The sequence below is a fragment of the Streptomyces sp. NPDC041970 genome (assembly GCF_055588985.1).
Genome location: NZ_JBVJCD010000036.1, coordinates 13,207 through 33,783 on the forward strand (window position 1 = coordinate 13,207; position 20,577 = coordinate 33,783).

Genomic DNA, 20,577 nt, shown 5'->3' on the forward strand with positions numbered 1-20,577 from the left:
TCTCTCCCCCCCCCCCCCCCCCCCCCCCCCCCCCCACCCCCCCCACCGCCCCACCCCCCCCCCCCCCCCCCCCCCCCCCCCCCCCCCCCCCCGCGTTGCGGGAGCCCTGGACGCCTTGCCGGCGTCCAGAACGCCGCCCGTGGCCACCGGGTACCGGCCCGACGCCGCTGCCGGGCCGTCCGGTTCCTCCGTCCAGGGGCGGGCAGGGGCCGGACGAGGGCGGGTTGTCGTGCCCGGTGCACCGGAGGTGCCCGGTGCACGGAGGCGAGCCGGATCGACATGCCCGGTGCACCGGAGGCGAGCCGGATCGACATGCCCGGCGCACCGGAGGGCAGCCGGATCGACATGCCCGGCGCACCGGAGGAACCGCTTGCCCCCGGCGTCCCACCCGTCGGCGGAGGCCGGTCCGCGCCATCGCCGCCCAGCACACCGACCCCGCCGCTCCGTCACGGGGCGAGCGGGGCGAGCGGCGGTTCCCCGACCGAGGGGGACGCCGCCGCCGCGTTCAGGAACCGGCGTTCTCGGCGTCCGCGCGCCGCCGCTCCTCCGCGTCGAGGCGGTTGACCACCGGCGACGCCATGACGCCGTGCAGGACCACCGACACGATCACCGCGAAGGTCACCGTGGCCCACAGCGACGCCGCCGGGGCGGCGAAGCTGCCGTGGCCGAGGGCGTAGGCCAGGTAGAAGAAGGAGCCGATGCCGCGGATGCCGAAGAAGGCGGTGACCGCCCGCTCCCGGCGTGCGCCCCCGCCGGACCCCTGGGAGAGGTACCCGATGAGCGGGCGTATCACCAGCAGCAGGAGCACCACGAGCAGTGCGCCCTCCCAGGTCAGCGACGCCAGCCCGCCCTGGGCCACGAAGCCGCCGACCAGGAAGAGGATGGCCGCGGTGAGGAGGCGTTCGACCTGGTTGACGAAGGAGTGCATCACCCGGTGGTACCCGTGCGCCCGCTCGGCGGTGCGGATGGTGACGGCGGTGGCGAAGACCGCGAGGAAGCCGTACCCGTGGACGAGTTCGGTGAGACCGTAGGAGGCGAAGGTGACGGCGAGCGCGACGAAGCCCTCGCTCTGCTCGGACAGGCGCAGGGCCTTGACGCGCGTCCGGAAGAAGAGCCGCCCCAGCAGGCGGCCGAAGGCGACGCCCACCGCCACCCCGACCGCTATGCGCACCAGCACGTCGTACCAGCCCCAGTGCCACACCCATCCACCGGTCCATCCGGTGGCCGAGGCCGCGGAGAGGGCGAGGGCGGCCATGACGAAGGGGAAGGCGAGACCGTCGTTGAGGCCGGCTTCGCTGGTGAGGGCGAAGCGCACCTCGTCCTCGTCGAACTCCGCTTCCGTCGGCTCCCCGACCCTCACCTCGCCGGCGAGCACGGGGTCGGTGGGGGCGAGGACCGCCGCCACCAGGAGGGCCACCGCCGGGGCCCAGCCCAGCAGGCCCCAGCCGACCAGGGCGGTGGCGGCGATGGTGAGGGGCATGGCGATGCCGAGGAGTTGCCACGTCGTGGACCACGAGCGCCGCCCGAAGGGCCGGTTGATGGCGAGGCCCGCGCCCATGAGGGCGATGATGATGCAGACCTCCGTGCCGTGCTCGACGGCCGGGCCGGACGCCACGGGGTCCAGCACGGGCAGCCGGTCCCACGGCAGCAGGAAGACGGCGAAGCCCAGCGCCAGGAAGACCATGGGCACGGAGAGCGGCCGCCTGGCCAGCAGTGCCGGCAGCACCGCGGCGCCCAGCGCCCCCACTCCGATGAGGCTGTACGTCAGGTCCGTGCCCGACAGTTCCATCGTCTTCACACCCGGTTCCGGTCGAGAGAGCGGCGGCGCCGACCCGTCCGCCGTTCCCCGCCGCCCGGGCCAGGACCGCTATGACACCCTCCGGTACCCGCTGACCGTCCCGACACCCCCGATATGCAGGGGAAACAACGTTTCGCCCCGTCACCAGGCCCGTGGGCGCGCCCCGGCCGCCCCTCCGCCGGGCCTCGGCGCCCGGGCCGCCCCGGCGTCCGGAACCCCCTCGCCAGGACCCCGGCGCGCGTGACGACCGCCCGCCGCCGCCGCGACCGGCGTCCGCCCGACCGCCTACCGTGAGCGGTCCGAGGCGGGCCAGACGTACGGCAGGCCCTCGGGGACGTCCGGGAACAGAGGCGCGTAGACGTCCGGGGCCTTGCTCCGCAGCGCCGACCGGTGGCTGCGGTGGAACGCGGGTTCGCCGAGCCAGGGCGGCAGCTCCCCGTCCGCCGCCAGGCGCTCCTGCGTGCGTACGCCGGCGTCGGCCCGCAGGGCGGCGAAACCGGCCAGGAGCGAGGCGGCGCACGTGTCGGCGCGTCCCGTCGCCGTCCATACGCGGCAGACCTCCAGTCCGTACCGGACCAGCGCCTCCTCGTAACCGGTCCACATGCGCACCGCCGGGTGGTGCCGCCAGCCGTAGCCGGGGACGGTCAGGCCCCGCAGCACTTGCAGCGCCTCGACCCGCTGCTTGCCCAGCCGCCGCGGATCGAGCACGGCGGCGGAGGCGGCGAAATCGGGGAAGGGGAGAAAGGTCTGCATGGTCGTCCCAGGTGGCGGCGGTGTGCAGCGGCGAGACGGCCCCCACCGCCCGTCCGCCGGACTGCTCTTCCCGCAGTCCTCCCCCTTTCGGGCGCGGGCCCATCCTCGTCTGCGGCAATCGGGCGTGGCGAAGCGTCCTCGCGGCCGGCCGGAGCGGCGCGTCCGGATCGAGAAGGTCTCGGGGACGGCGGACGCCGTCGGGAGGGGGGACACCCCCCAGAGCCGCGGAGCCCTTCCTATAGGTTCGGACCCAGCCCGTCGCAGGACGGGCCCGGACCTCGGCACGAGGGAGTTCGCATGGCTGTCATCCACCGCACCACCATGGCGCCCACCAAGCGGGAGCTGCTCACCGGCTGGCTGCCGGAGCAGACGTGGTTCGCGGGCGGCGCGGGCGCGTCGGACCTGGTCGTGGCGGGCGGGTTCCGCCTGGACGACCCGCGGGGCGAGGTGGGCATCGAGATCATGATCCTGGTGGACGCCGCCGCGCCGGAACCGGTGGCGTACGCGGTACCGCTGGGCTACCGGGGCGCCGCTGCGGAAGGCGTCCCCGGCGAGGCGCTGATCGGCACCTCCGAGCACGGGGTGCTCGGCACCCGGTGGATCTACGACGGCGTCCACGACCCGGTGGTGACGGCCCAGATGCGCGCCCTCCTGCGCGGCGAGGCGGTCCCGCAGCACCGGAGCACGAGCGACACCCCCGACCCGACCGTCACCGTGCACGGGGACGCCCCGGACGACGGGGTCGAGGTGCGGGTCAACCGCGTCCTGCGGGCGGCGGACGACGCGCGCGGGCGGTCCGCTCACGTGGTCGCCGGGTGGACCTGGCCCGACGGGACGGCCGCACGGGGGGTACTGGCGGAACTGGTTCCGCGCTGAACGCCGCCGACGGTCCCCGCGCGGGGGGCCTCTGTGCGGTGGGGCCCCGGCCCCCGCTGTCCGCGGCGGGGAGGGCCCGTCCCCCTCGCACCCGAACCCGCTCGCGGGCCTCAGGAGCGGGGCGGTTCGACGATGGCCTCGCAGAGCGCCGCGAGTCCGGTCGCCAGGGCCTCGCGCGCGGTGGGGGTCATGCGGTTCATGGCCCGGCGGAGAGCCTGCTCACGGCCGCGCCGGATCTCCCGGACGTACGCGGCGCCCGCCTCGGTGAGCGTGAGCTGCGTCTCCCGCCGGTTGTCGGGGCGGGGCGTCCGCCGGACGAAGCCGGCCGCCTGGAGGCGGTCGCACAGGCGCGTGGTGGACGGGGCCGTCGCGGAGAGACGGCGGCTCAGCGCGCTGAGGTTGATGCCCGGTTCGCGCTCGATGACGTACATCACACGGGCCTGGGTCGCCGAGATGGGCGCGGTGCTCAGGGCGTCGCGGCCCCGGTCCCAGGCTGTCTCGACGAGGTGGAGCACGTCGCTGACGTCGGACAGGGTCGCGGGCGCCTGTGAGGTGAGGGTCGTGAGGTCCTCGCACATGTGGCACTCCCGTGTGAGCGATCCGTGCTCGTCGCGACCGTCCGATGTGAACAGCCGCATGGATGGAGACGGTCCGAGGCAGGGCCCGACCGCGCTCGGCAGACGCCGTGCGGTCGAGCACGAACCGCGCGGGGCCGCCTCCCCGTGAGGTCTTCGACGTGTTCCGCCCGGTGATCGAGCGGCGCCACGGCGCGGTGGCCGTCGAGCTGCTGATGGCCGACTGCGCCGAGACCGAGCGCCGGCCCGTGGGCGTTCTCCCCCGGACCCACCGTGCGGTACCGGCCCACACCAGTGGTCCGGGCCGTGCTTTCCATCCGCGGGAGCCGTGCTGCGTGCACGACGCCGCTGCCTCCACCGTAACCTTCCATCCGCCGATCGGTGTCCGCGGCGACCGGCTGGGCCTGCGCACGGTCCGGCCGGTCGCGGGCGGGAGGGGTGTCCACGACGCCCTGTCACCGCGCGGTGCGCGTTCCAGCCTCCACGCCCTGGCCGGGGCGACCACCAGGACGCGGCAAAGGCCCCCGGGGCGGCGGCGCGGGAGCCGTCGGGGCGCCGTGGCACGGGTCCCGCCGCGGACGGTTCCCCGGCCGTCCGCCGGGACCGGCGCGGTCGCCCGGCCACCGGGCGACCCGGTCCGAACCCCTCCGCCCTCCCCCGCGCAGCACCGGGCCGAGCGCGCCCCGGAGGCGGGGGCGGCTTGCCATCGGGAGCACCGCTGCGGGATGGTTGCCCGAAGGCAAGTGTTCTTCCGTCCAGTGGGAAGGTGGTGCGGTCCGCCGTAGGCGGGCCCCCCTTCATGGCCTCTACCGAGGGAATCACCGTTACGAGGACCGACCAGCAACCGACGACCGGCGTGTGGGACCTGGCGCCCTGTCCCGTGATCGTCGCCGATCCGGCCGGAGCCGTCGTCGAGGTGAACCGCGCCGCCGCTTCCCTCCTGGAAGGCGTGGCGCCGGGCACGGCCATGGCGGACGCCGTCCCCGCCTGGCTGGCGCTGGGCCACCGGGACCTGAGCGCGGGCCTCGCGTCCGCGGGTCCGGGCTGCGGGGGCGCCGGGCCCCTCCCCCCGGTGGCGGGGCGGATCGCCGTTCGGAGCTTCACGGCGCATCCCACCCCGGACGCGCGGGGGAACCTGGTGTGGTGGCTGGTCGACGACACCGACCGCCGCCTCGCGGAGCAGGCCCTCGCCACCGAACGCGAGCGCACCACGTTCCTCGCCGAGGCGTCCAACGTGCTGCTGGCTTCGCTCAACACCGACCGGTGCATGGCGGCTACGGCACGGCTCGCCTCCCGACACCTCGCGGACGTGGCCGTCGTCGTCGCGCCCGCCTCGGGCAGAACGCTGCCCGTCGCGCACGCCGTCGCGGGCCGGGAGGGCGTACGCTCCCTGCTCGACGCCGACCCGTCCCACCTGCCGGGCCTCAGCGAGGCGCTGCAGGGGTTTCCCCCCGTGCCCTCGCGCTGGATAGATCCCGGCACGCTGCCCGCCTGGGTCCTCCCGGAGGGCTTCACCGGGACGATCGGATCGGTCGTCGTGACGCCGCTGCCCGGCCACGGCGTGCCGGCCGGTGCGCTGATCCTGCTCCGCTCCACGGAGAAGAACGGGTTCAGCGAGAGCGAGGAGGTCTTCGCCCGGCTGTTCGCGGCCAGGGCCGGAGCCGCCCTCTCCGCCGCCCGCCTGTACGCCGAGCAGAGCACCATCACCCAGACCCTGCTGCGCGACCTGCTGCCGCCGCGGCTGCACCAGGTCAACGGGGTCGAGTTCGCCGGGGGCTACCGGCCCGCCGGGGCCGGCGAGCGCGTCGGGGGCGACTTCTACGACGTCCACCCCGGCGGCTCCGAGGACGAGCCCTCGCTCGTGGTCCTCGGCGACGTCTGCGGCAAGGGCCTGGACGCGGCCGTGCTCACCGGCAAGATCCGCAACACCCTCCAGGCGCTCCTCCCGCTGGCCGACGACCACCCGCGGATGCTGCGCCTGCTCAACGGGGCGCTCCTGAACACCCATCACACCCGCTTCGCGACCCTGGTCATGGCCTCGGTCCGGCGCGCGGGGAACGGGGTGCTCCTGCGCCTGACCGCGGCCGGCCACGCGCCGCCCCTGGTGGTGCGGACCGACGGCCGGGTCGAGGAGGTCCCCACCCACGGAACGCTGATCGGCGCCCTGCCCCACGTGGAGGCCCGCACCGTGGAGGCGGCCCTGCGGCCGGGCGAGACGTGCCTGCTCTACACCGACGGGATCACCGAGGCCCGCGGCGGACCGCTGAGGGACGAGATGTTCGGCGAGGAGAGGCTGAGACGGGCCCTCGCGGAGTGCGCGAACATGCCCGGCGAGGCGGTCGTCGAGCACATCCAGATGCTCGTCTCCCAGTGGCTGCGCGACGGGAGCCACGACGACATGGCCGTCGTGGCGATCACGGCCCCCCGCAGCAACCACCTGAGCGCGGTGAACGGCCACACGCGGGGCAGGTACACCGCATGACCTCGCGCGCGACGACCGACGAAGAGATCCTGGGGCTGCGGGAGCGGCTGTGGGCGGCGGCGATGGACCGCGACGAGTTCACGGCCGTCGGCGCCGTCCTCGCCGCCGTCGACGGCGGGCTGCCCGCCGAAGCGGTCCTCCTGGACGTCATCGCACCGGTGCAGACGAAGGTCGGGGCCCACTGGGCCGCGAACCGCATCACCGTCGCACAGGAGCACGCCGCCAGCGCCATGACGGAGCGGGTCGTCGCCGCCCTCGCCCACCACCCCGCCGCCCGCTCCGCGCCGACACCCCGTCCGGGCCGGATCACCGTGGCCTGCGTGGACCAGGAGTGGCACGTCCTGCCCGCCCGCCTCCTCGCCGAGGTCCTCACGCTGCGCGGCTGGGAGGTCGACTTCCTCGGCGCCCAGGTCCCCACCCCGCACCTCGTCGCGCACCTCCACCACACCGGCGCCGACGTCGTCGCCCTGTCCTCCTCCCTCCCCACCAGGCTCCCCACCGCCCACGCGGCGATCACCGCCTGCCAAGCCATCGGCATACCCGTCCTGGTGGGCGGGGCGGCGTTCGGCCCCGGCGGCCGCTACGCCCGCCTGCTCGGCGCCGACGCCTGGGCGCCGGACGCGCGCGGCGCCGCCCGGCAGCTCGCGGACGGCATTCCCCGGCCCCGGCCGGGGCGGGTGCAGGCCGACGACCTGCCGCACCTCGTCGACCAGGAGTACACCCTGGTCGCCCGCGCCCAAGGACAGCTCGTCAAGCAGGTCCTGGCGCGGTTGGAGGAACGCGTCCCCGCCATGGCCGCCTACACCGACCAGCAGCGCGAGCACACGGCGGAGGACGTCGCGCACATCGTCGAGTTCCTCTCCGTCGCCCTCTACACCGACGACGACGACCTGCTGGCCACCTTCATGACCTGGACCGCGGGCATCCTCACCGCGCGCGGCGTCCCCGCCCGCACCCTCCTCCCGGCCCTGGACGTCCTGGCGGCCGAGCTGAAGGACTTCCCCCGGTCCGTCCGGCTGCTCGACCGGGCGCGTCTCGCCCTCGACGGCACCGCCGCCACCGGCCACCACCCCGGAGCCCCCGTATGACCGCCTCGTCCCGCCCCGCCTTCTCCATCACCACCGAAGCGGGGCCGGGCACCACGCGTCTGCGGCTCGACGGCGACCTGGACCACCACTCCGCCGACCTCCTCCTGCGGCACGCGGACGCGTGCCTGGCGGAGCAGTCGGGCACGAGCGAGCTGCGCCTGGACTGCGCCCGGCTGAGAAGGTGCGACGCCCTGGGCGTCTCCGCCCTCCTCCAACTCCACCGCACCACCGCGGCCCGCCGGGTGCGCCTGCGGCTGGACGACCCGCCGCCCTTCCTCGAGCGGACCTTGGACGTCACCGGCATCCGGCACCTCTTCGTCACCGATCACCAGCAGGCCGGGACCCGGCAGGACCACCGGGACGAACGCACGAACCCGACCGCCTCCGACTGACCGCCCCCGCGCCCCGACCACCGCGCCGACACCGCCGACCGGGCTCGGGCCGCCCCGTCCGTCGCGACCAGGGGCCGCTCCACGGGCGGCGGGAGCCGACGGGCGGACGGCGAGGGGCCGTCCGCGACCGGCGCCCGGCCCCTCCACCAGGTCTGCTCCCCCGCTTTCGGGGAAGACGGCGTAACGCCGGAGGAGAAGCGACTCCTGCGGTGCGCCGAACGGCGGACAACCGTGGGGGATCTGATGCCGAGTGCCGTGCCGGCGGGAGCGATCGGGGCTCGCGGAACGCCGAGTCCGCGACGTCCCGAACGCTCCCCCGCACTGACCGGCGGCGCCGGCCGCGCGGCGGCCCGGATCGGGGCGTTCGCCCTCTGCCAGGCGGCGACGATGGTGGGGATCGGCCTGCTGATCACCGGGCCGGCCCAGGACCTGTGGCCGTCGGCCGCCGAGGACGCGGTGCCCGCGGCCCTCGAGCGCGTACGGACCGACGCCCTGACCACGGTGTCCGCGCTCGCCTCCGGTGCGGGGGACACCGCCACCGTGGTCGGGCTGACCCTGCTGTGCTGCCTGGCCCTCCTGGTGGCGCCGCGGCTCCCGATGCGGCGCGAGGCCGCCTTCCTCGCCCTCGGCGTGTCGCTCCAGTCCCTGGTCTTCCTCGTCGTCACCGAGGCGGTGGACCGCGCCCGCCCGGACGTGGAGCGCCTGGACGGCGCGCCGCCGACCTCCAGTTACACCTCCGGGCACACCGGGGCCGCCACCGCGCTCTACGCCGGCATCGCCTACCTGGTCCTGTCCCGCGTCCGCCGCCCGTGGCGGAGGCCGGTGGCCGCACTCCTCCTGTTGGTCCCGCTGCTCGTGGGGCTGGCCCGGCTCTACCGGGGGATGCACCACCCCAGCGACGTGGCGGGGGGCCTGCTCAACGGCGCGCTCTCGCTGGTCGTGGTGGGCCGGACCGTACTCGCCGACGACCCGCCGGCCCTGCCGCACCCGGCCGGCGCGGTGGACGTCTCCGCGACCGCCGCCGCGGCCGGGCCCGGCCTCCAGCCGCGGCGGGCCGTCGTGATCGTCAATCCGACGGTCACCGACGCCTCCACCTGCGACCGGCTGGGAGCCGTCCTGGCCGAGCACGGATACGGGGACCCCGCTTTCGTCGACACCACCGTCGAGGACCCCGGCGGGGGCCCGGCGGCCGAGGCGGTGCGCACCGGAGCCGACCTCGTGGTGGTGTGCGGTGGTGACGGCACGGTCCGCGCGGTCGCCGACGCCCTCGCCGGCACCGGCGTGCCCCTGGCCCTCGTGCCCTGCGGGACGGGCAACCTGCTGGCCCGCAACCTCGGCCTCCCGCTCCACCCGGCCGACGCCCTGGCCGCCGGGCTCACCGGGACGCCCCGCGCGCTCGACCTCGGCCGCGTCGACGGCGACGGGATGCCCGCCACCCACTTCACGGCCATGTCGGGGGCCGGACTCGACGCGGCGATGCTGGAGGGCGCCTCCGACCGCGCGAAGTCCGCACTCGGCTGGCCCGCCTACGTCCTGGCCGGCCTCACCGCGCTGCGCACCCCCCGGATGCGGCTGGCGATCACACTCGACGGCGCGCCGGAGCTGCACCGCACCGCCCGGATGGTCCTCGTCGCCAACATCGGTGCCGTGCAGGGCGGTGCGAGGCCCGTGCCCGGCGCCCGGCCCGACGACGGCCTGCTGGACCTCGCGCTCTTCGACCCGCGAGGCGCGCGCGGCTGGCTGCGTACGGCCGGGGTGCTGCTGCGCGGGTCCTCGCACGGCGCGAGCGGCGGCGGGAGTCCGGTGGAGTTCTTCACCTTCCGCCGTGCCGACATCGTCTTCGCCCTGCCCGAGCCGCGCGAGGTGGACGGCGACCCCGTGGGCGCCGGCCGGCGGATGTCCGCCGAGGTCAGACCCGGCGCCCTGACGATCCTGCTGCCCCTCCGGGAGGAATGATGGGAACCGCGACCCGCGTACCGGTGACCCGTGACATGACCGGCGACGAGCTGTCCGGCGACGAAGCTCTCGCGGCGCTGCGCCGATACGGCCGCTGGCCGCTGGTGCGCGACTCCTTCGTCCGCTTCCGCTACGCCGACGGCTTCAGCCACTCCCGCGCCCTGGCCCTCCAGACGGTGCTGGCGGCCATCCCCCTGGCGATCGCCTTCGTGGGCCTGTCCACCGAGCTGCACACCGAGAGCATCGGGAAGCTGGCCGAACTCACCATCCGCGGCATCAGCGAGGGGCCGAGCGCCGGCGTGGTCGAGGACGCCCTGGACCGGAACCGCCGGGGCGGTGGAGACGGCCCGCAGCTCGCCCTGTGGCTGGGGCTCGCCTTCTCCCTGGCCAACGTCACCACCGCGATGTGCCAGATCGAGCGCGGCGCCAACCGGATCTACGGCGTGGAGCGGGACCGCGTCTTCCACCGCAAGTACCTGCGGGGCCTGGTCATGGCGGTGAGCGCGGGCATACCGCTGGGCATCGGCTCGATCATGATGGTGGCGGGCGGGGAGCTGGTCGCCGCCGCCGCGTCCGTGTACGGGCTGGGCGACGGCGCCCGGAGCGCCTGGGACCTGCTCCGCTGGCCGCTGGGCCTGCTGCTCGCCCTCATCTCGGCGAGCGCCGTCTTCCGCCGCTCGCCGCGCCGCAAGCAACCCGGATACACCTGGCTCGCCTTCGGCGCGGCCGTCTACCTGGTGCTGTGGACCGTGCTGACCTGGCTGCTGAGCCTGTACCTCGGGATCAGCGGCTCCTTCGACACGGTCTACGGTCCGCTGAGCGCCTTCATGTCGCTGCTCCTGTGGGCCTATCTGACCTCCATAGCGCTCTTCGTCGGGCTGTCCTTCGCCGCTCAACTGGAAGCCGTCCGCGCGCGCACGCCCGGCCCGATCACCGCCGACCCGGAAGCCTGAATGCCCTCTCCCGACACCGCCCCGGAAGCCGTCGAGCGCCGCGCCCGCCGCGCGGACCGCCGGTTCGGCCTCCGCCTGCCGGGCGCCGTCGCCGCCGCCGTCGCCGCCGGAGTTCCGTTCGCGCTGCTCCTCGCCCTGGTAGAGGGGCGGTGGCCGCCCCTGCGCCGCTTCGACGAGGGGGTGGCCCGGCGGCTCCACGCCGTCGCGGTGGACCACCCGTGGTGGACCGGCACGCTGCGCGTCCTGTCCGACTGGGTGTGGGACCCGGCGACCCTGCGCGTCGCCGTGGCGCTGCTCACGCTGTGGCTGCTCCACCGGCGCGCCTGGCGGCTGGCCGCGTGGGCGGCCGTGACCGCGGGGGGCGGCGCGCTGACGGGAGTGGTCGTCAAGCTCGTCGTGGAGCGGGTCAGGCCGTCCCTGGAGGAGCCGGTGGCCCAGGCGCCCGGCTACTCCTTCCCCTCCGGGCACGCGATGACGGCGACCACGTCGTTCGCCGTCCTCCTCCTGGTCCTGCTGCCGATGGCCCCGCGCGCCCGACGGGTGTGGTGCTGGGTCTTCGCGGCGGTCTCGGTGCTGGGCGTGGGCTTCACCCGGATCGCCCTCGGCGTCCACTGGTTCAGCGACGTGGTCGGCGGCTGGCTGCTCGGAGGGGCGGTCGTCGCCCTGACCGGCTGGGCCTTCGCGGCGTGGCGGGCCGACACCGGCCGCCCCCGTACGGGCGTGGCCGAAGGGCTCGAACCCGAGCTGGCCGGCGAGGACCCGGAGGGGCGGGCCTGAAGCCGCTTCGTCCCCTCCGGTCCGGGGGACCGGAGGGGACGAAGCGGCCCTGGAGCGTCCGGGAGAGCCGCGGGGGTCAGTAGTCCTGGCCGGCCAGGTAGGAGTCGAAACCGAGGGCGAGGGACCGGGCCTCGGTGACGTTGCCCTCCGCCCCGCCGTCGACCAGGACGAACGTGCACAGGCCCTGCCGCGTCCCGACGACCCACATGGTGCGGTCGCCCGCCCGCAGCAGCGCCAGGTCCAGGTCCGTCCCGGTGACCGCGTCGGTGACCTGCTCCACGCTCTCGCGGCGCCAGAGCGCGCCCGCGAGGCGGAGGCCCCGCGGGTGCACGGTCTCCGCGCACACCGTGCGCAGGGCTTCCAGGTCGTCGGGACCGTCGGGACCGGACCCGCTCTCCCGGTCCTCGGCGTCGGGCGGCTGTTCGCCGGCGTTCGCCGTGCGGGGGAAGTACCGCCGCGCGTCCTCGCCGTCGCGGCCCGCGGCGGCGAAGAATCCCGCCTCCGGCGAGAAGACCGCCGCGGCCAGCACAGCGGGTCGCTCTCCGCTGAGAGCGAGGTGGGTCCGCAGGACCTCTCCCCATTGCTCGGTCACAGGGCGCATCGGCGGTGGCCTCTCTCGACGGCGTTCGTCGTTCACTCGTGCCCGGACCTCGGTCCGGGCTCTTCGGTACGGGGCTGCCCCGTCTTCCCTGGCAGGGCTTCTCCTGCCCCGAGACGCCCCGATCAGACGAGGGCGCTGTGCACAGCGGGCCGCCACCGCTTCCCGCCGTCGTCAGCCGGCGAACCGGCGCCGCGGCCGCGGGTTGAGGTTGTGGTACACGTGCTTGGACGCGCGGTACGCGGCGAGCCCGGCGGGGCCGAGTTCGCGCCCCGTACCGGATGCGCCGAAACCGCCCCACTCGGCCTGCGGGAGGCAGGGGTGGTAGTCGTTGATCCAGACGGTCCCGCGGCGCAGCCGTCCGGCGACCCGGTGGGCCCGGCCCGCGTCGCCGGTCCAGACGGCGCCCGCGAGGCCGTGGTCGGTGTCGTCGGCCAGCGTGACGGCTTCCTCCTCGGTGCGGAAGGTCTCGACGGTGAGGATCGGGCCGACGGGCCGCTCGCGGACCGCCCGCATCGCGCGGTGGCAGCCGTCGAGGACGGTCGGCCGGTAGAAGAAGCCGGTCGCGGGGCATACGTCGCTGGGCTCGGGGCGGACGCCCCCGGCCCGGACGATCGCGCCCTCCTCGCGGGCGGCGGCGACGTACGCCTCGACCTCGGCGAGCAGTCGGGCGGAGACGAGCGGGCCGCACTCCACGCCCTCCACCGTGCCCCGGCCCAGGCGGACGGCGTCGGCGCGGCGGGCCAGCTCGGCGACGAACCGTTCGCCGACCGTGTCCTGGACGATCAGCCGGGACCCGGCGGAGCAGACCTGGCCGCTGTGGAGGAAGGCGGCGTTCAGCGCCTGGTCGACGGCGGTGTCGAAACCCTCGTCGGTGGTGCAGGCGTCGGCGAAGACCACGACGGGGTTCCTTCCGCCCGGCTCCGGGGCGACCCTCCGGACGGTGGCGGCGGCGGTCCGCGCCACCTCGGTGCCGCCGGTGATCGACACCAGGTCCGCGTACGGGTGCTCGGCGAGCCGCGCGCCCACCGGGTCGGCCGCGCCGGTGACGAGGTTGGCCACGCCGTCGGGCAGCCCCGCCTCGGCGAGGAGGCGGACGAGGTGGAGGGTGGAGAGCGGGGTGGCCTCGCTGGGCTTGAGCACGAGGGTGTTCCCGGCGGCGAGGGCCGGGGCCGTCTTCCGGCCGGCCTGGAGGAGGGGGCTGTTCCACGGGGTGAGGAGCGCGCAGACGCCGACGGGCTCGTGGACGACGACGCTGTGGACGTCGGGGTCGCCCGCGTCGACGACCCGGCCGCCGCTCTCGTTCACCACGAGGTCGGCGAAGTAGCGGAAGACGCCGGTCACGTCGTCCACGTCGGCCCGGCCCTCCGCGAGGGTCTTGCCGGTGTCGCGACTCTCGGTGATCGCGATCTCCTCGCGGTCCCGCTGGAGCAGCTCACCGACCCGGCGCAGCAGCCCGGCCCGTTCGGCCACCGGCCGGTGCGGCCAGGGGCCGTCGTCGAAGGCGCGCCGGGCCGCCGCGATCGCCGCGTCGGCGTCCTCCGCTCCGCCCTCCGCGACGGCGGCCAGGACGGTGGCGTCGGCGGGGTCGAGGACCTGGCGGGTCGCGCCGGACCCGGCCGCCCGCCAGACGCCGTCGATGTGGATGGTGCTGAGCGCCGACATGCCGTTGTTCTGCCTTCCGTGCCTGAACCGCCCCGCCGGTTCGGCCGGGGCGTGCTGCGCGGTGGACCGGGACCCGGCGCACCAGCAGCCTGGAGCCCTCCCCGGTCCGGCGGGATTCATGCCGGACGCCTCACGCAGAGTGACACTCCTCACGCGGGCCTGATCCGGCGCGCCGCCGGCCCGAGGGCGTCCCGACGGACCGCCGACCCGTGCACCGCTCGTCCGCCCGTACCGCGATCCGGCCTCGTCCCATTCCGGCGATCCGCTTCGGTCCGAGCTCCGGGAGCCGGGCGGCGGGAGCCGGGCGGCAGGCGGCAGGCGGCAGGCGGCAGGCGGCAGGCGGCAGGCGGCAGGCGGCGGACGCTCAGTCCAGCAGCACCGGGAAGGCGGCCATGTCGTTCTGCGTCATCACCGGGAGCCGGGTGATCTCCTCGTCCGGGACGGCGAGCCGCAGGCCGGGGAAGCGGGCGAAGAGAGCGGGCAGGGCGATGCCCGCCTCGACGCGCGACAGCGCCGCGCCGGGGCAGATGTGCGGGCCGTGGCCGAAGGCCATGTGGCGGCGGGCAGCCGGCCGGGTCACGTCGAACGCGTCGGCGTCCTCGCCGTGCTGCTCGGTGTCGCGCCCGATGGCGCGGTAGGAGACGCAGACCCCGTCCCCACGCCGGATGACCTCGCCGCCGACGGCGATGTCCTCGGTGGCGAACCGCATCAGCAGGTGGGTGGTGGGGGTGTCCCAGCGCAGCGTCTCCTCGATCACCGCGTCCCAGCCGACCTCCCCGGCCAGCACCGCGCGCAACTGGTCGGGGTGGGAGAGCAGGGCCCGCACGGCGTTGAGGATCAGGCCGATGGTGGTCTCGTGCCCGGCGGCGACCATGGCCTTGAGGTTGCCGACCACCTCCTCCTCGGTGAGCGGCTCGCCTCCCTCGTCGGCGAGGATCAGCGCGCTGGTGAGGTCGTCCGCCGGCCGGGCGGTGCGCTGCCGCACGAGGTCGACGTAGAAGGCGTCCAACTCGTCGAGCAGCGCGAGGCGTTCCTCGTGCGGGGTGAGCATCGAGAAGAACGCCTTGTACCGCTGGGTCAGCATCGCGTGCTGGGACTCCTCGACGCCCATGAGCATCCCGACCACCCGCATGGGCAGCGGCTGGGCGAAGGCCGACTTGAGGTCGGCGACCCCGTTCCCGTCCCGCGCCGCGTCGAGGGCGTCCAGCAGCTCGCCGGTGAACCTCTCGATGTCCGGGCGGATCGCGGCGAGCCGCCGCGGGGTGAGCGCCTGCGAGGTCTTGGCGCGCAGCCGCCGGTGTTCGGCCCCGTCCACGGTGAACATGGACCGGCCCGCGTCGACCATGCCGATCAGCGGCCACGCGCGGGTCACCGCGCCGCTCCGCCAGAGGCTCCAGACATCGATGTCCTTCACCAGCCGCGGATCGACGAGCAGTCGGCGCGCCTCGGCGTGCCGGGTGACCGTCCAGGCCGGCACGCCGAGCAGGTCGATCCGGGCGAGGGCGCCCGCCGCGCGCAGCCGCGCGGTCTCGCCGTCCAGGTCGCGGACCAGGGGGTCGATGGCGACGGGCCCGCTCGGGCCGGGTTGCGCGGCGGCGGAGTACGGGCAGGTCACAACGCGTCTCCTGTCGAGCGTACGGGTGTGAAGCGGACGGGCAGCGCGGTCATCCCGCGCAGGAAGGCGGACGGGCGTCGAACCAACTCGTCGGGCGAGACGGCCAGTTCGAGGTCGGGCAGCCGGTCCAGCAGCACCTCGACGGCGGTGCGGGCGATGATCTCGGCGATCTCCTGGGCCGGGAAGGGGCAGCGGTACTCGCCGTGGCTGAAGGCCAGATGGGCGTTGTTGCCGCTCTGGCCGGACGAGGTCGCCGACGCAGTGACGTGCTGGCGGATGTGCGGGTCGCCGTTGGCGGCGCCGAGCCCGAGGAGCAGCATGTCGCCGCGGGCGATGTCGCGTCCGGCCAGGCGGACGTCGCGCGCCGCCCACCGTCCGGCCAGGATCTGGGTCGGGGCGTCCTCCCAGAGCACTTCGTTCATGGCCTCGGCGACGCTGTGCCGCCCGCCGGACAGGGCGTCGGCGAACTGGCCCTCGGTGAGCATCAACCGGGCGGAGTTGCCGATCCAGTCGGCGGTGGTCAGGTGCCCGGCGGCCGTGATGGCCATCAGGTCGAGCGCGTACTCCTCGTCGGTGAACGCCTCGGGGTGCGCGAGCATCCGCGAGGTCACGTCGTCCCCCGGACACGCCCGCTTGGCCGCGACGAGCCGCCGCATGTGGTCGCCGAAGCGCTGGTTGGCCTCCTGGGCGCCGGGCCCGCCGTCGGCGAGGTCCTGGAGCACCCGCGCGATGTCGGCGCCCTCCTCGTCGGGGAAGCCGACGAGCCGGGCGAGTACGAGGACGGGGAGCGGGACGGCGAACTCGGCGACGATGTCGGCGGTGCCCCGGCCGCACACGGCGTCGATGAGCCGGTCGGCCAGTTGCTCGCAATGCTGCCTGATCTCGAAGGGGTCGGCCCCTTCGAGGGCCGGGACGACCATGTCGGCGTGGCGGCGGTGCTCGGCCCCGGCGGTGAAGTAGATGGAGGGCATGGGGGCTCCCACCATGGGCCGCAGCGGCCAGTCCGCGGGGACGTTCTCCCACTGGTTCCACAGCGAGACGTCACGGGGGAACGCCTCCGCATCGCTGGTGACCTGGTGGACCTCCTGGTAGCCGATCACCAGCCAGGCGGGGAGGCCGCCGGGCAGTTCGACCGGGACGACGGGGCCGTGCTCACGGCGCATGGTCCGGTACAGCGCGCGGGGCTCGGTGGGGAAGCCCGGCCCGCCGAGCGGGACGGCGCCCGCGGGGCAGCGTCCGGGGGCGCCGTCCGTGGAGGCGGTCGTGGCGGACGAGGGGTGCGGCATCGTACGGACTCCAGTGGCGAGGGCTTCGCGCGTCGCGGCCATACGATCAACGCGCCACCACTATAAGGAGGTTCGGTGAAGCCGTGGGGCGGATCACGCTGATTCCCGCCCCGCGTCCCGCCGGCTCGGCGCCCTCGTCCGTCGCCTTTCCCGGCCCCTTCGGGCGCCGGCGTACCGCACCCGATCTACGATCGGGGTCGTGTGCGCAGATGTCATGGTCGCCGAGGACGACGAGAAGCAGGCCGAGCTCGTACGCCGCTATCTCGAACGGGAAGGCCATACCGTACGGATCGTGGGCGACGGCCTCGCCGCGCTCGACGCCCTGCGGCACCGGGAACCCGACCTGCTCGTCCTCGACGTGATGATGCCTCGGGCCGACGGTCTGGACGTCGTGCGGGTGCTGCGGGCGGAGCGCCGGGAGCTGCCCGTGCTGATGCTGACCGCCCGCTCGACCGAGGACGATCTGCTGCTCGGACTCGATCTCGGCGCCGACGACTACATGACCAAGCCGTACAGCCCCCGCGAGCTGATGGCTCGGGTCCGCACCCTGCTCCGCCGCGCGCGGCGACCGGTCCCCTCGGAGGCGGCGCCCGAGGAGACCGTGCTGCGGGTCGGCTCCCTCCTGGTCGATCCGGAACGCCACCGGGTGGCAGTGGGCGGGGAGCCGGTGGAGTGCACCCCCGGCGAGTTCCGGATCCTGTCGGCCCTGGCGGCGGCCCCGGACCGGGTCTTCAGCCGTCAGCGGCTGCTGGAGGAGCTGCACGGTGACGACCGCTACATCGGCGTCCGGACCGTCGACGTCCACGTGATGAACCTGCGCAAGAAGATCGAGCGGGCCCCGAGACGGCCGGAACGGCTGCTCACCGTCTTCGGCGTCGGCTACAAACTGACCGACCCGGCGAAGGCCGCGCGGCGTGGCTAGGGGGCGTCCGGCGGATCGGGGCCGGACGGACCTCGGTGTCCGGTGCGATGCACCGCACGGCGCTGGAACGCCCTCGCCGCGGAGCGATTCGGGCGTTTCGGCAACGCCGCGAGGCGCCGTGCCGGGCGCCGCGGGCCCGGCCAGGACCCGCCGGACACCCCCTGGGGCGCGGGAGGGGGGTCGGGCGCGGCTGCCGCTGCGCCGGAGTCTGCTGGGGCGGCTGCTCGCCGTGTCGGCGCTGGTGGCCGCGTGCTCCGTGGCGGCCACCGCCTGGCTGGCCGTGCGGACGACCTCGGGCGCCATCAAGCAGGAGCAGGGGCAGAACCTCGCCGCGGACGCCCGGATCTACGACACCCTGCTGGGATACGCCGCACGCCACCCGACCTGGGACGGGGTCGGGCCGACGGTGCGCGAGCTGGCTCGGGAGTCGGGCCGCCGGGTCGCCCTGACGACGCAGGGTCGCGGGCCGCTCGCCGACTCCGCGACCGCGCCCGGCGCCCCGGCGCTGCCGCCGGAGGCGTCGGCGGTGGTCGACCCGTTGGCCGTGGACACCGTGCTGGCCGCGCGGAGCGCCGACCGGCCGGGCGCCGCCGCCGACCGGATCGACCCTCGGGCGGTGGGCCCGTTCCGCCTGCGGGCGGCCGATCGGACGGCGCTGCGGCGGATCGCCGACGAGGCGGTGGTGTGCCTGAACCGGGCGGGGATCGCCTCGGACGTGGTCGTCGGGCCGAGCGGCCGCCCGCGGGTGCAGGTCGTGGGCAACGATCCCGGACGGGCCCAGGGGACCCGGTGCGACCTCTCGGCCCTGGAGGAGCCCACCCGTTCGGAGCGGAAGGCCCTCGACGCGCTCAGCGCGCTGGCCGAGGCCTGTCTGGAGCGCCAGGGCCGCGGCGGCGTACGGCTGAACGACGACCTGTCGTGGGACGAACCGGTCACCGAGCCCCGCCCCGCGCCGCCGGAGGACACCCGCGCGCGGGAGGCGGAGCCGTCCGTCGTGCCGACCGGGCCTCGGGAGCGCACCGGGGAGGACGACAGGGCCATCGCCTCCTGCGTGGGGACGGCCCGCAGCGAACAGCTCAGCTCCTATGTGGCCTCCCCCGCCCTGCTGTTCATCGGCGACGAGGGCGGCGCGACGCTGCCCGGATTCGACCTCTCCCCCGCCAACACGGCTGAGATCGCGGGCGCGGCGGCGCTCGTCCTGGCCCTCACCGTGGGGGCGTCGGTGCTCGCGGGCGCCCGGTTGGTGCGCCCGCTGCACGCCCTGACCGGCGCCGCGCAGCGGATGCGGGACGGTGAGCAGCCGGCCTCCGTCCCGGTGACGACGGACGACGAGATCGGCCGGCTGGCCGCGGCGTTCAACGACATGTCCGCGCACCGGGCGCGGCTGGAGGAGCAGCGCAAGGCCATGGTGAGCGACGTCGCCCACGAGCTGCGCACCCCGCTGAGCAACATCCGGGGCTGGTTGGAGGCGGCCCAGGACGGGCTCGCCGACCCCGATCCGGCCTTCGTCTCCTCGCTGTTGGAGGAGGCGGTCCAACTCCAGCACATCATCGACGACCTCCAGGACCTGGCCGCCGCGGACGCCGGGGTGCTGCGGCTGCACCCCGAGCCGATCAGGGCCGGGGAGTTGCTGGGCCAGGTCGCCGCCGCCCACCAGGCACGGGCGGAGACCGCGGGCGTCACGCTCACCGTCACGACCCCGGCTCCGGGGCCGGCCCTGTGCGCGGACCCGGTCAGGCTCCGGCAGGCGGTGGGCAACCTGGTCTCCAACGCGGTACGGCACACACCGCGGGGCGGGCGGGTGACGCTGCGCGCGTACGCCTCGCGGGACGGCGGTCCGGTGGCGATCGAGGTGGCGGACACCGGCTCGGGAATCCCGCCCGAGGACCTGCCGCGCGTCTTCGACCGCTTCTGGCGCGCCGAGAAGTCCCGCAGCCGCCGCACGGGAGGCAGCGGCCTCGGCCTGGCCATCGTCCGCAAGCTGGTCGAGGCCCACGGCGGGGCGGTGGAGGCGACGAGCACCAAGGGCGCGGGGTCGGTGTTCGCGCTGCGCCTGCCCGGCGGCCCGCCGCCGGACGGTCCCGGAACCGGCGCTGATGGGATGACCACAGGGTTCTGACAGCTTCTTCATACCGGCGCGCCACCCTGACGACATGCCTCGCACCCGATGCGCACCCGCACCGGGTCCAGCGCGGGGCCAAGCAGGGAATGGAGCCTTCCGTATGACCGCTGTGACCTCTCGCCTCTCCTGGCGGACCGCCGTCCTGACCGCCGTGGCGGCCGGTGCCGTGCTGGTGCCGTCCACCGGCGCCTTCGCCGACACCTCGCCGAAGCCGGCGGCCCCCGTCGAGGCCCCCGAGGCGGCCCGCCCGTCGGTGACTCCGCGCGGCGGCGTCGCGGCCGGCGAACGCACCGCCCCCGCGGTACAGGACGACGCACCCTCCGCCGCACCGCGCGGCGGCGTCGCGGCCGGCGAACGCACCGCCCCCGCGGTACGGGACGACGCACCCTCCGTCGCACCGCGCGGCGGCGTCGCGGCCGGCGAGCGCCCCGTCGGCGGCTCCGGCGACGACGCCGCGGTGTTCGCCGGACCGGCGGCCGGTGCCGCCCTCCTCGCGGGCGCGGGCGTCCTCGTGCTGCGCCGCCGCGCGGCAGGCCGACGCAACGGCTGACCCGTCCCGCCGTCCACCGCCGAGCGCGGTGCCGTCCCCGCACCGGGGGGGGGGGGGGGGGGGGGCCGCCCCCCCCCCCGGCCCAGCCAGAGGAGGCCCCTTTTCGTCCCGTGCGCACCACCGCTCCCGGCGGGGCGGAGCAACGCCCACCACCATCACGGGCTGGGCC

The 20,577-nt window shown here is 75.6% G+C and carries 17 protein-coding genes; 10 read left to right on the forward strand and 7 right to left on the reverse strand.

Going from position 1 to position 20,577, the window contains the following annotated elements; translation table 11 throughout:
- Positions 1 to 505: 505 nt before the first annotated feature.
- Together ACZ6EJ_RS18495 and ACZ6EJ_RS18500 are read right to left on the reverse strand one after the other, a co-directional pair.
- Positions 506 to 1,789 (reverse strand): cation:proton antiporter, encoded by a 1,284-nt coding sequence (locus tag ACZ6EJ_RS18495; RefSeq protein WP_469268370.1) that lies wholly within the window; start codon positions 1,787 to 1,789, stop codon positions 506 to 508.
- A 294-nt stretch (positions 1,790 to 2,083) separates the two neighbouring features.
- Positions 2,084 to 2,551, reverse strand: a complete 468-nt coding sequence (locus ACZ6EJ_RS18500; RefSeq protein ID WP_469268302.1) for an MSMEG_6728 family protein — start codon at positions 2,549 to 2,551, stop codon at positions 2,084 to 2,086.
- Positions 2,552 to 2,848: 297 nt separating this feature from the next.
- Here ACZ6EJ_RS18500 and ACZ6EJ_RS18505 point away from each other — a divergent pair, with 297 nt between their 5' ends.
- Entirely contained in the window at positions 2,849 to 3,427 is a 579-nt protein-coding gene (locus ACZ6EJ_RS18505; protein ID WP_469268304.1) for a maltokinase N-terminal cap-like domain-containing protein, read from the forward strand.
- 110 nt (positions 3,428 to 3,537) lie between these two features.
- On the opposite strand, the gene ACZ6EJ_RS18510 is transcribed toward ACZ6EJ_RS18505, so the two are convergent.
- Positions 3,538 to 4,065, reverse strand: coding sequence for a MarR family winged helix-turn-helix transcriptional regulator (locus ACZ6EJ_RS18510; RefSeq protein ID WP_469268305.1), 528 nt, complete (start codon positions 4,063 to 4,065; stop codon positions 3,538 to 3,540).
- Between the two features lie 736 nt (positions 4,066 to 4,801).
- Here ACZ6EJ_RS18510 and ACZ6EJ_RS18515 point away from each other — a divergent pair.
- The 6 genes from ACZ6EJ_RS18515 to ACZ6EJ_RS18540 all read left to right on the forward strand — a co-directional run bounded on the left by ACZ6EJ_RS18515 (position 4,802) and on the right by ACZ6EJ_RS18540 (position 11,650).
- On the forward strand, positions 4,802 to 6,484 hold the full coding sequence (locus ACZ6EJ_RS18515) for a SpoIIE family protein phosphatase (RefSeq protein ID WP_469268307.1): 1,683 nt from the start codon (positions 4,802 to 4,804) through the stop codon (positions 6,482 to 6,484).
- Positions 6,481 to 7,572 carry a cobalamin B12-binding domain-containing protein gene (locus tag ACZ6EJ_RS18520; RefSeq protein WP_469268308.1) on the forward strand — a complete coding sequence of 364 codons (1,092 nt, stop codon included), beginning with the start codon at positions 6,481 to 6,483 and terminating at the stop codon, positions 7,570 to 7,572. Before ACZ6EJ_RS18515 ends, ACZ6EJ_RS18520 begins: the two co-directional genes overlap by 4 nt.
- Entirely contained in the window at positions 7,569 to 7,964 is a 396-nt protein-coding gene (locus ACZ6EJ_RS18525) for an STAS domain-containing protein (protein ID WP_469268310.1), read from the forward strand. The genes ACZ6EJ_RS18520 and ACZ6EJ_RS18525 overlap by 4 nt, the downstream gene beginning before the upstream one ends.
- Positions 7,965 to 8,207: 243 nt before the next feature.
- Positions 8,208 to 9,920 carry a bifunctional phosphatase PAP2/diacylglycerol kinase family protein gene (locus tag ACZ6EJ_RS18530; protein ID WP_469268311.1) on the forward strand — a complete coding sequence of 571 codons (1,713 nt, stop codon included), beginning with the start codon at positions 8,208 to 8,210 and terminating at the stop codon, positions 9,918 to 9,920.
- Positions 9,920 to 10,873 carry a YihY/virulence factor BrkB family protein gene (locus tag ACZ6EJ_RS18535; RefSeq protein WP_469268313.1) on the forward strand — a complete coding sequence of 318 codons (954 nt, stop codon included), beginning with the start codon at positions 9,920 to 9,922 and terminating at the stop codon, positions 10,871 to 10,873. Before ACZ6EJ_RS18530 ends, ACZ6EJ_RS18535 begins: the two co-directional genes overlap by 1 nt.
- Positions 10,874 to 11,650: a phosphatase PAP2 family protein gene (locus ACZ6EJ_RS18540; RefSeq protein ID WP_469268315.1), complete on the forward strand. Its 777-nt coding sequence runs from the start codon at positions 10,874 to 10,876 to the stop codon at positions 11,648 to 11,650.
- Between the two features lie 76 nt (positions 11,651 to 11,726).
- On the opposite strand, the gene ACZ6EJ_RS18545 is transcribed toward ACZ6EJ_RS18540, so the two are convergent.
- From ACZ6EJ_RS18545 to ACZ6EJ_RS18560, 4 genes are all read right to left on the reverse strand, one after another.
- Entirely contained in the window at positions 11,727 to 12,251 is a 525-nt protein-coding gene (locus ACZ6EJ_RS18545; protein WP_469268317.1) for a hypothetical protein, read from the reverse strand.
- A gap of 171 nt (positions 12,252 to 12,422) precedes the next feature.
- Positions 12,423 to 13,913 (reverse strand): aldehyde dehydrogenase family protein, encoded by a 1,491-nt coding sequence (locus ACZ6EJ_RS18550; RefSeq protein WP_469268319.1) that lies wholly within the window; start codon positions 13,911 to 13,913, stop codon positions 12,423 to 12,425.
- A 364-nt stretch (positions 13,914 to 14,277) separates the two neighbouring features.
- Entirely contained in the window at positions 14,278 to 15,528 is a 1,251-nt protein-coding gene (locus ACZ6EJ_RS18555) for a cytochrome P450 family protein (RefSeq protein ID WP_469268321.1), read from the reverse strand.
- Positions 15,525 to 16,814, reverse strand: coding sequence for a cytochrome P450 (locus tag ACZ6EJ_RS18560; protein WP_469268323.1), 1,290 nt, complete (start codon positions 16,812 to 16,814; stop codon positions 15,525 to 15,527). Before ACZ6EJ_RS18560 ends, ACZ6EJ_RS18555 begins: the two co-directional genes overlap by 4 nt.
- Positions 16,815 to 17,028: 214 nt before the next feature.
- On the opposite strand from ACZ6EJ_RS18560, the gene ACZ6EJ_RS18565 reads away from it, so the two are divergent.
- The 3 genes from ACZ6EJ_RS18565 to ACZ6EJ_RS18575 all read left to right on the forward strand — a co-directional run bounded on the left by ACZ6EJ_RS18565 (position 17,029) and on the right by ACZ6EJ_RS18575 (position 20,408).
- Complete coding sequence (locus ACZ6EJ_RS18565) at positions 17,029 to 17,736, forward strand: response regulator transcription factor (RefSeq protein ID WP_469268372.1); 708 nt, start codon at positions 17,029 to 17,031, stop codon at positions 17,734 to 17,736.
- Between the two features lie 118 nt (positions 17,737 to 17,854).
- Positions 17,855 to 19,855: an ATP-binding protein gene (locus ACZ6EJ_RS18570; protein WP_469268325.1), complete on the forward strand. Its 2,001-nt coding sequence runs from the start codon at positions 17,855 to 17,857 to the stop codon at positions 19,853 to 19,855.
- Positions 19,856 to 19,958: 103 nt separating this feature from the next.
- Entirely contained in the window at positions 19,959 to 20,408 is a 450-nt protein-coding gene (locus tag ACZ6EJ_RS18575; protein ID WP_469268327.1) for a hypothetical protein, read from the forward strand.
- Positions 20,409 to 20,577: the final 169 nt, after the last annotated feature.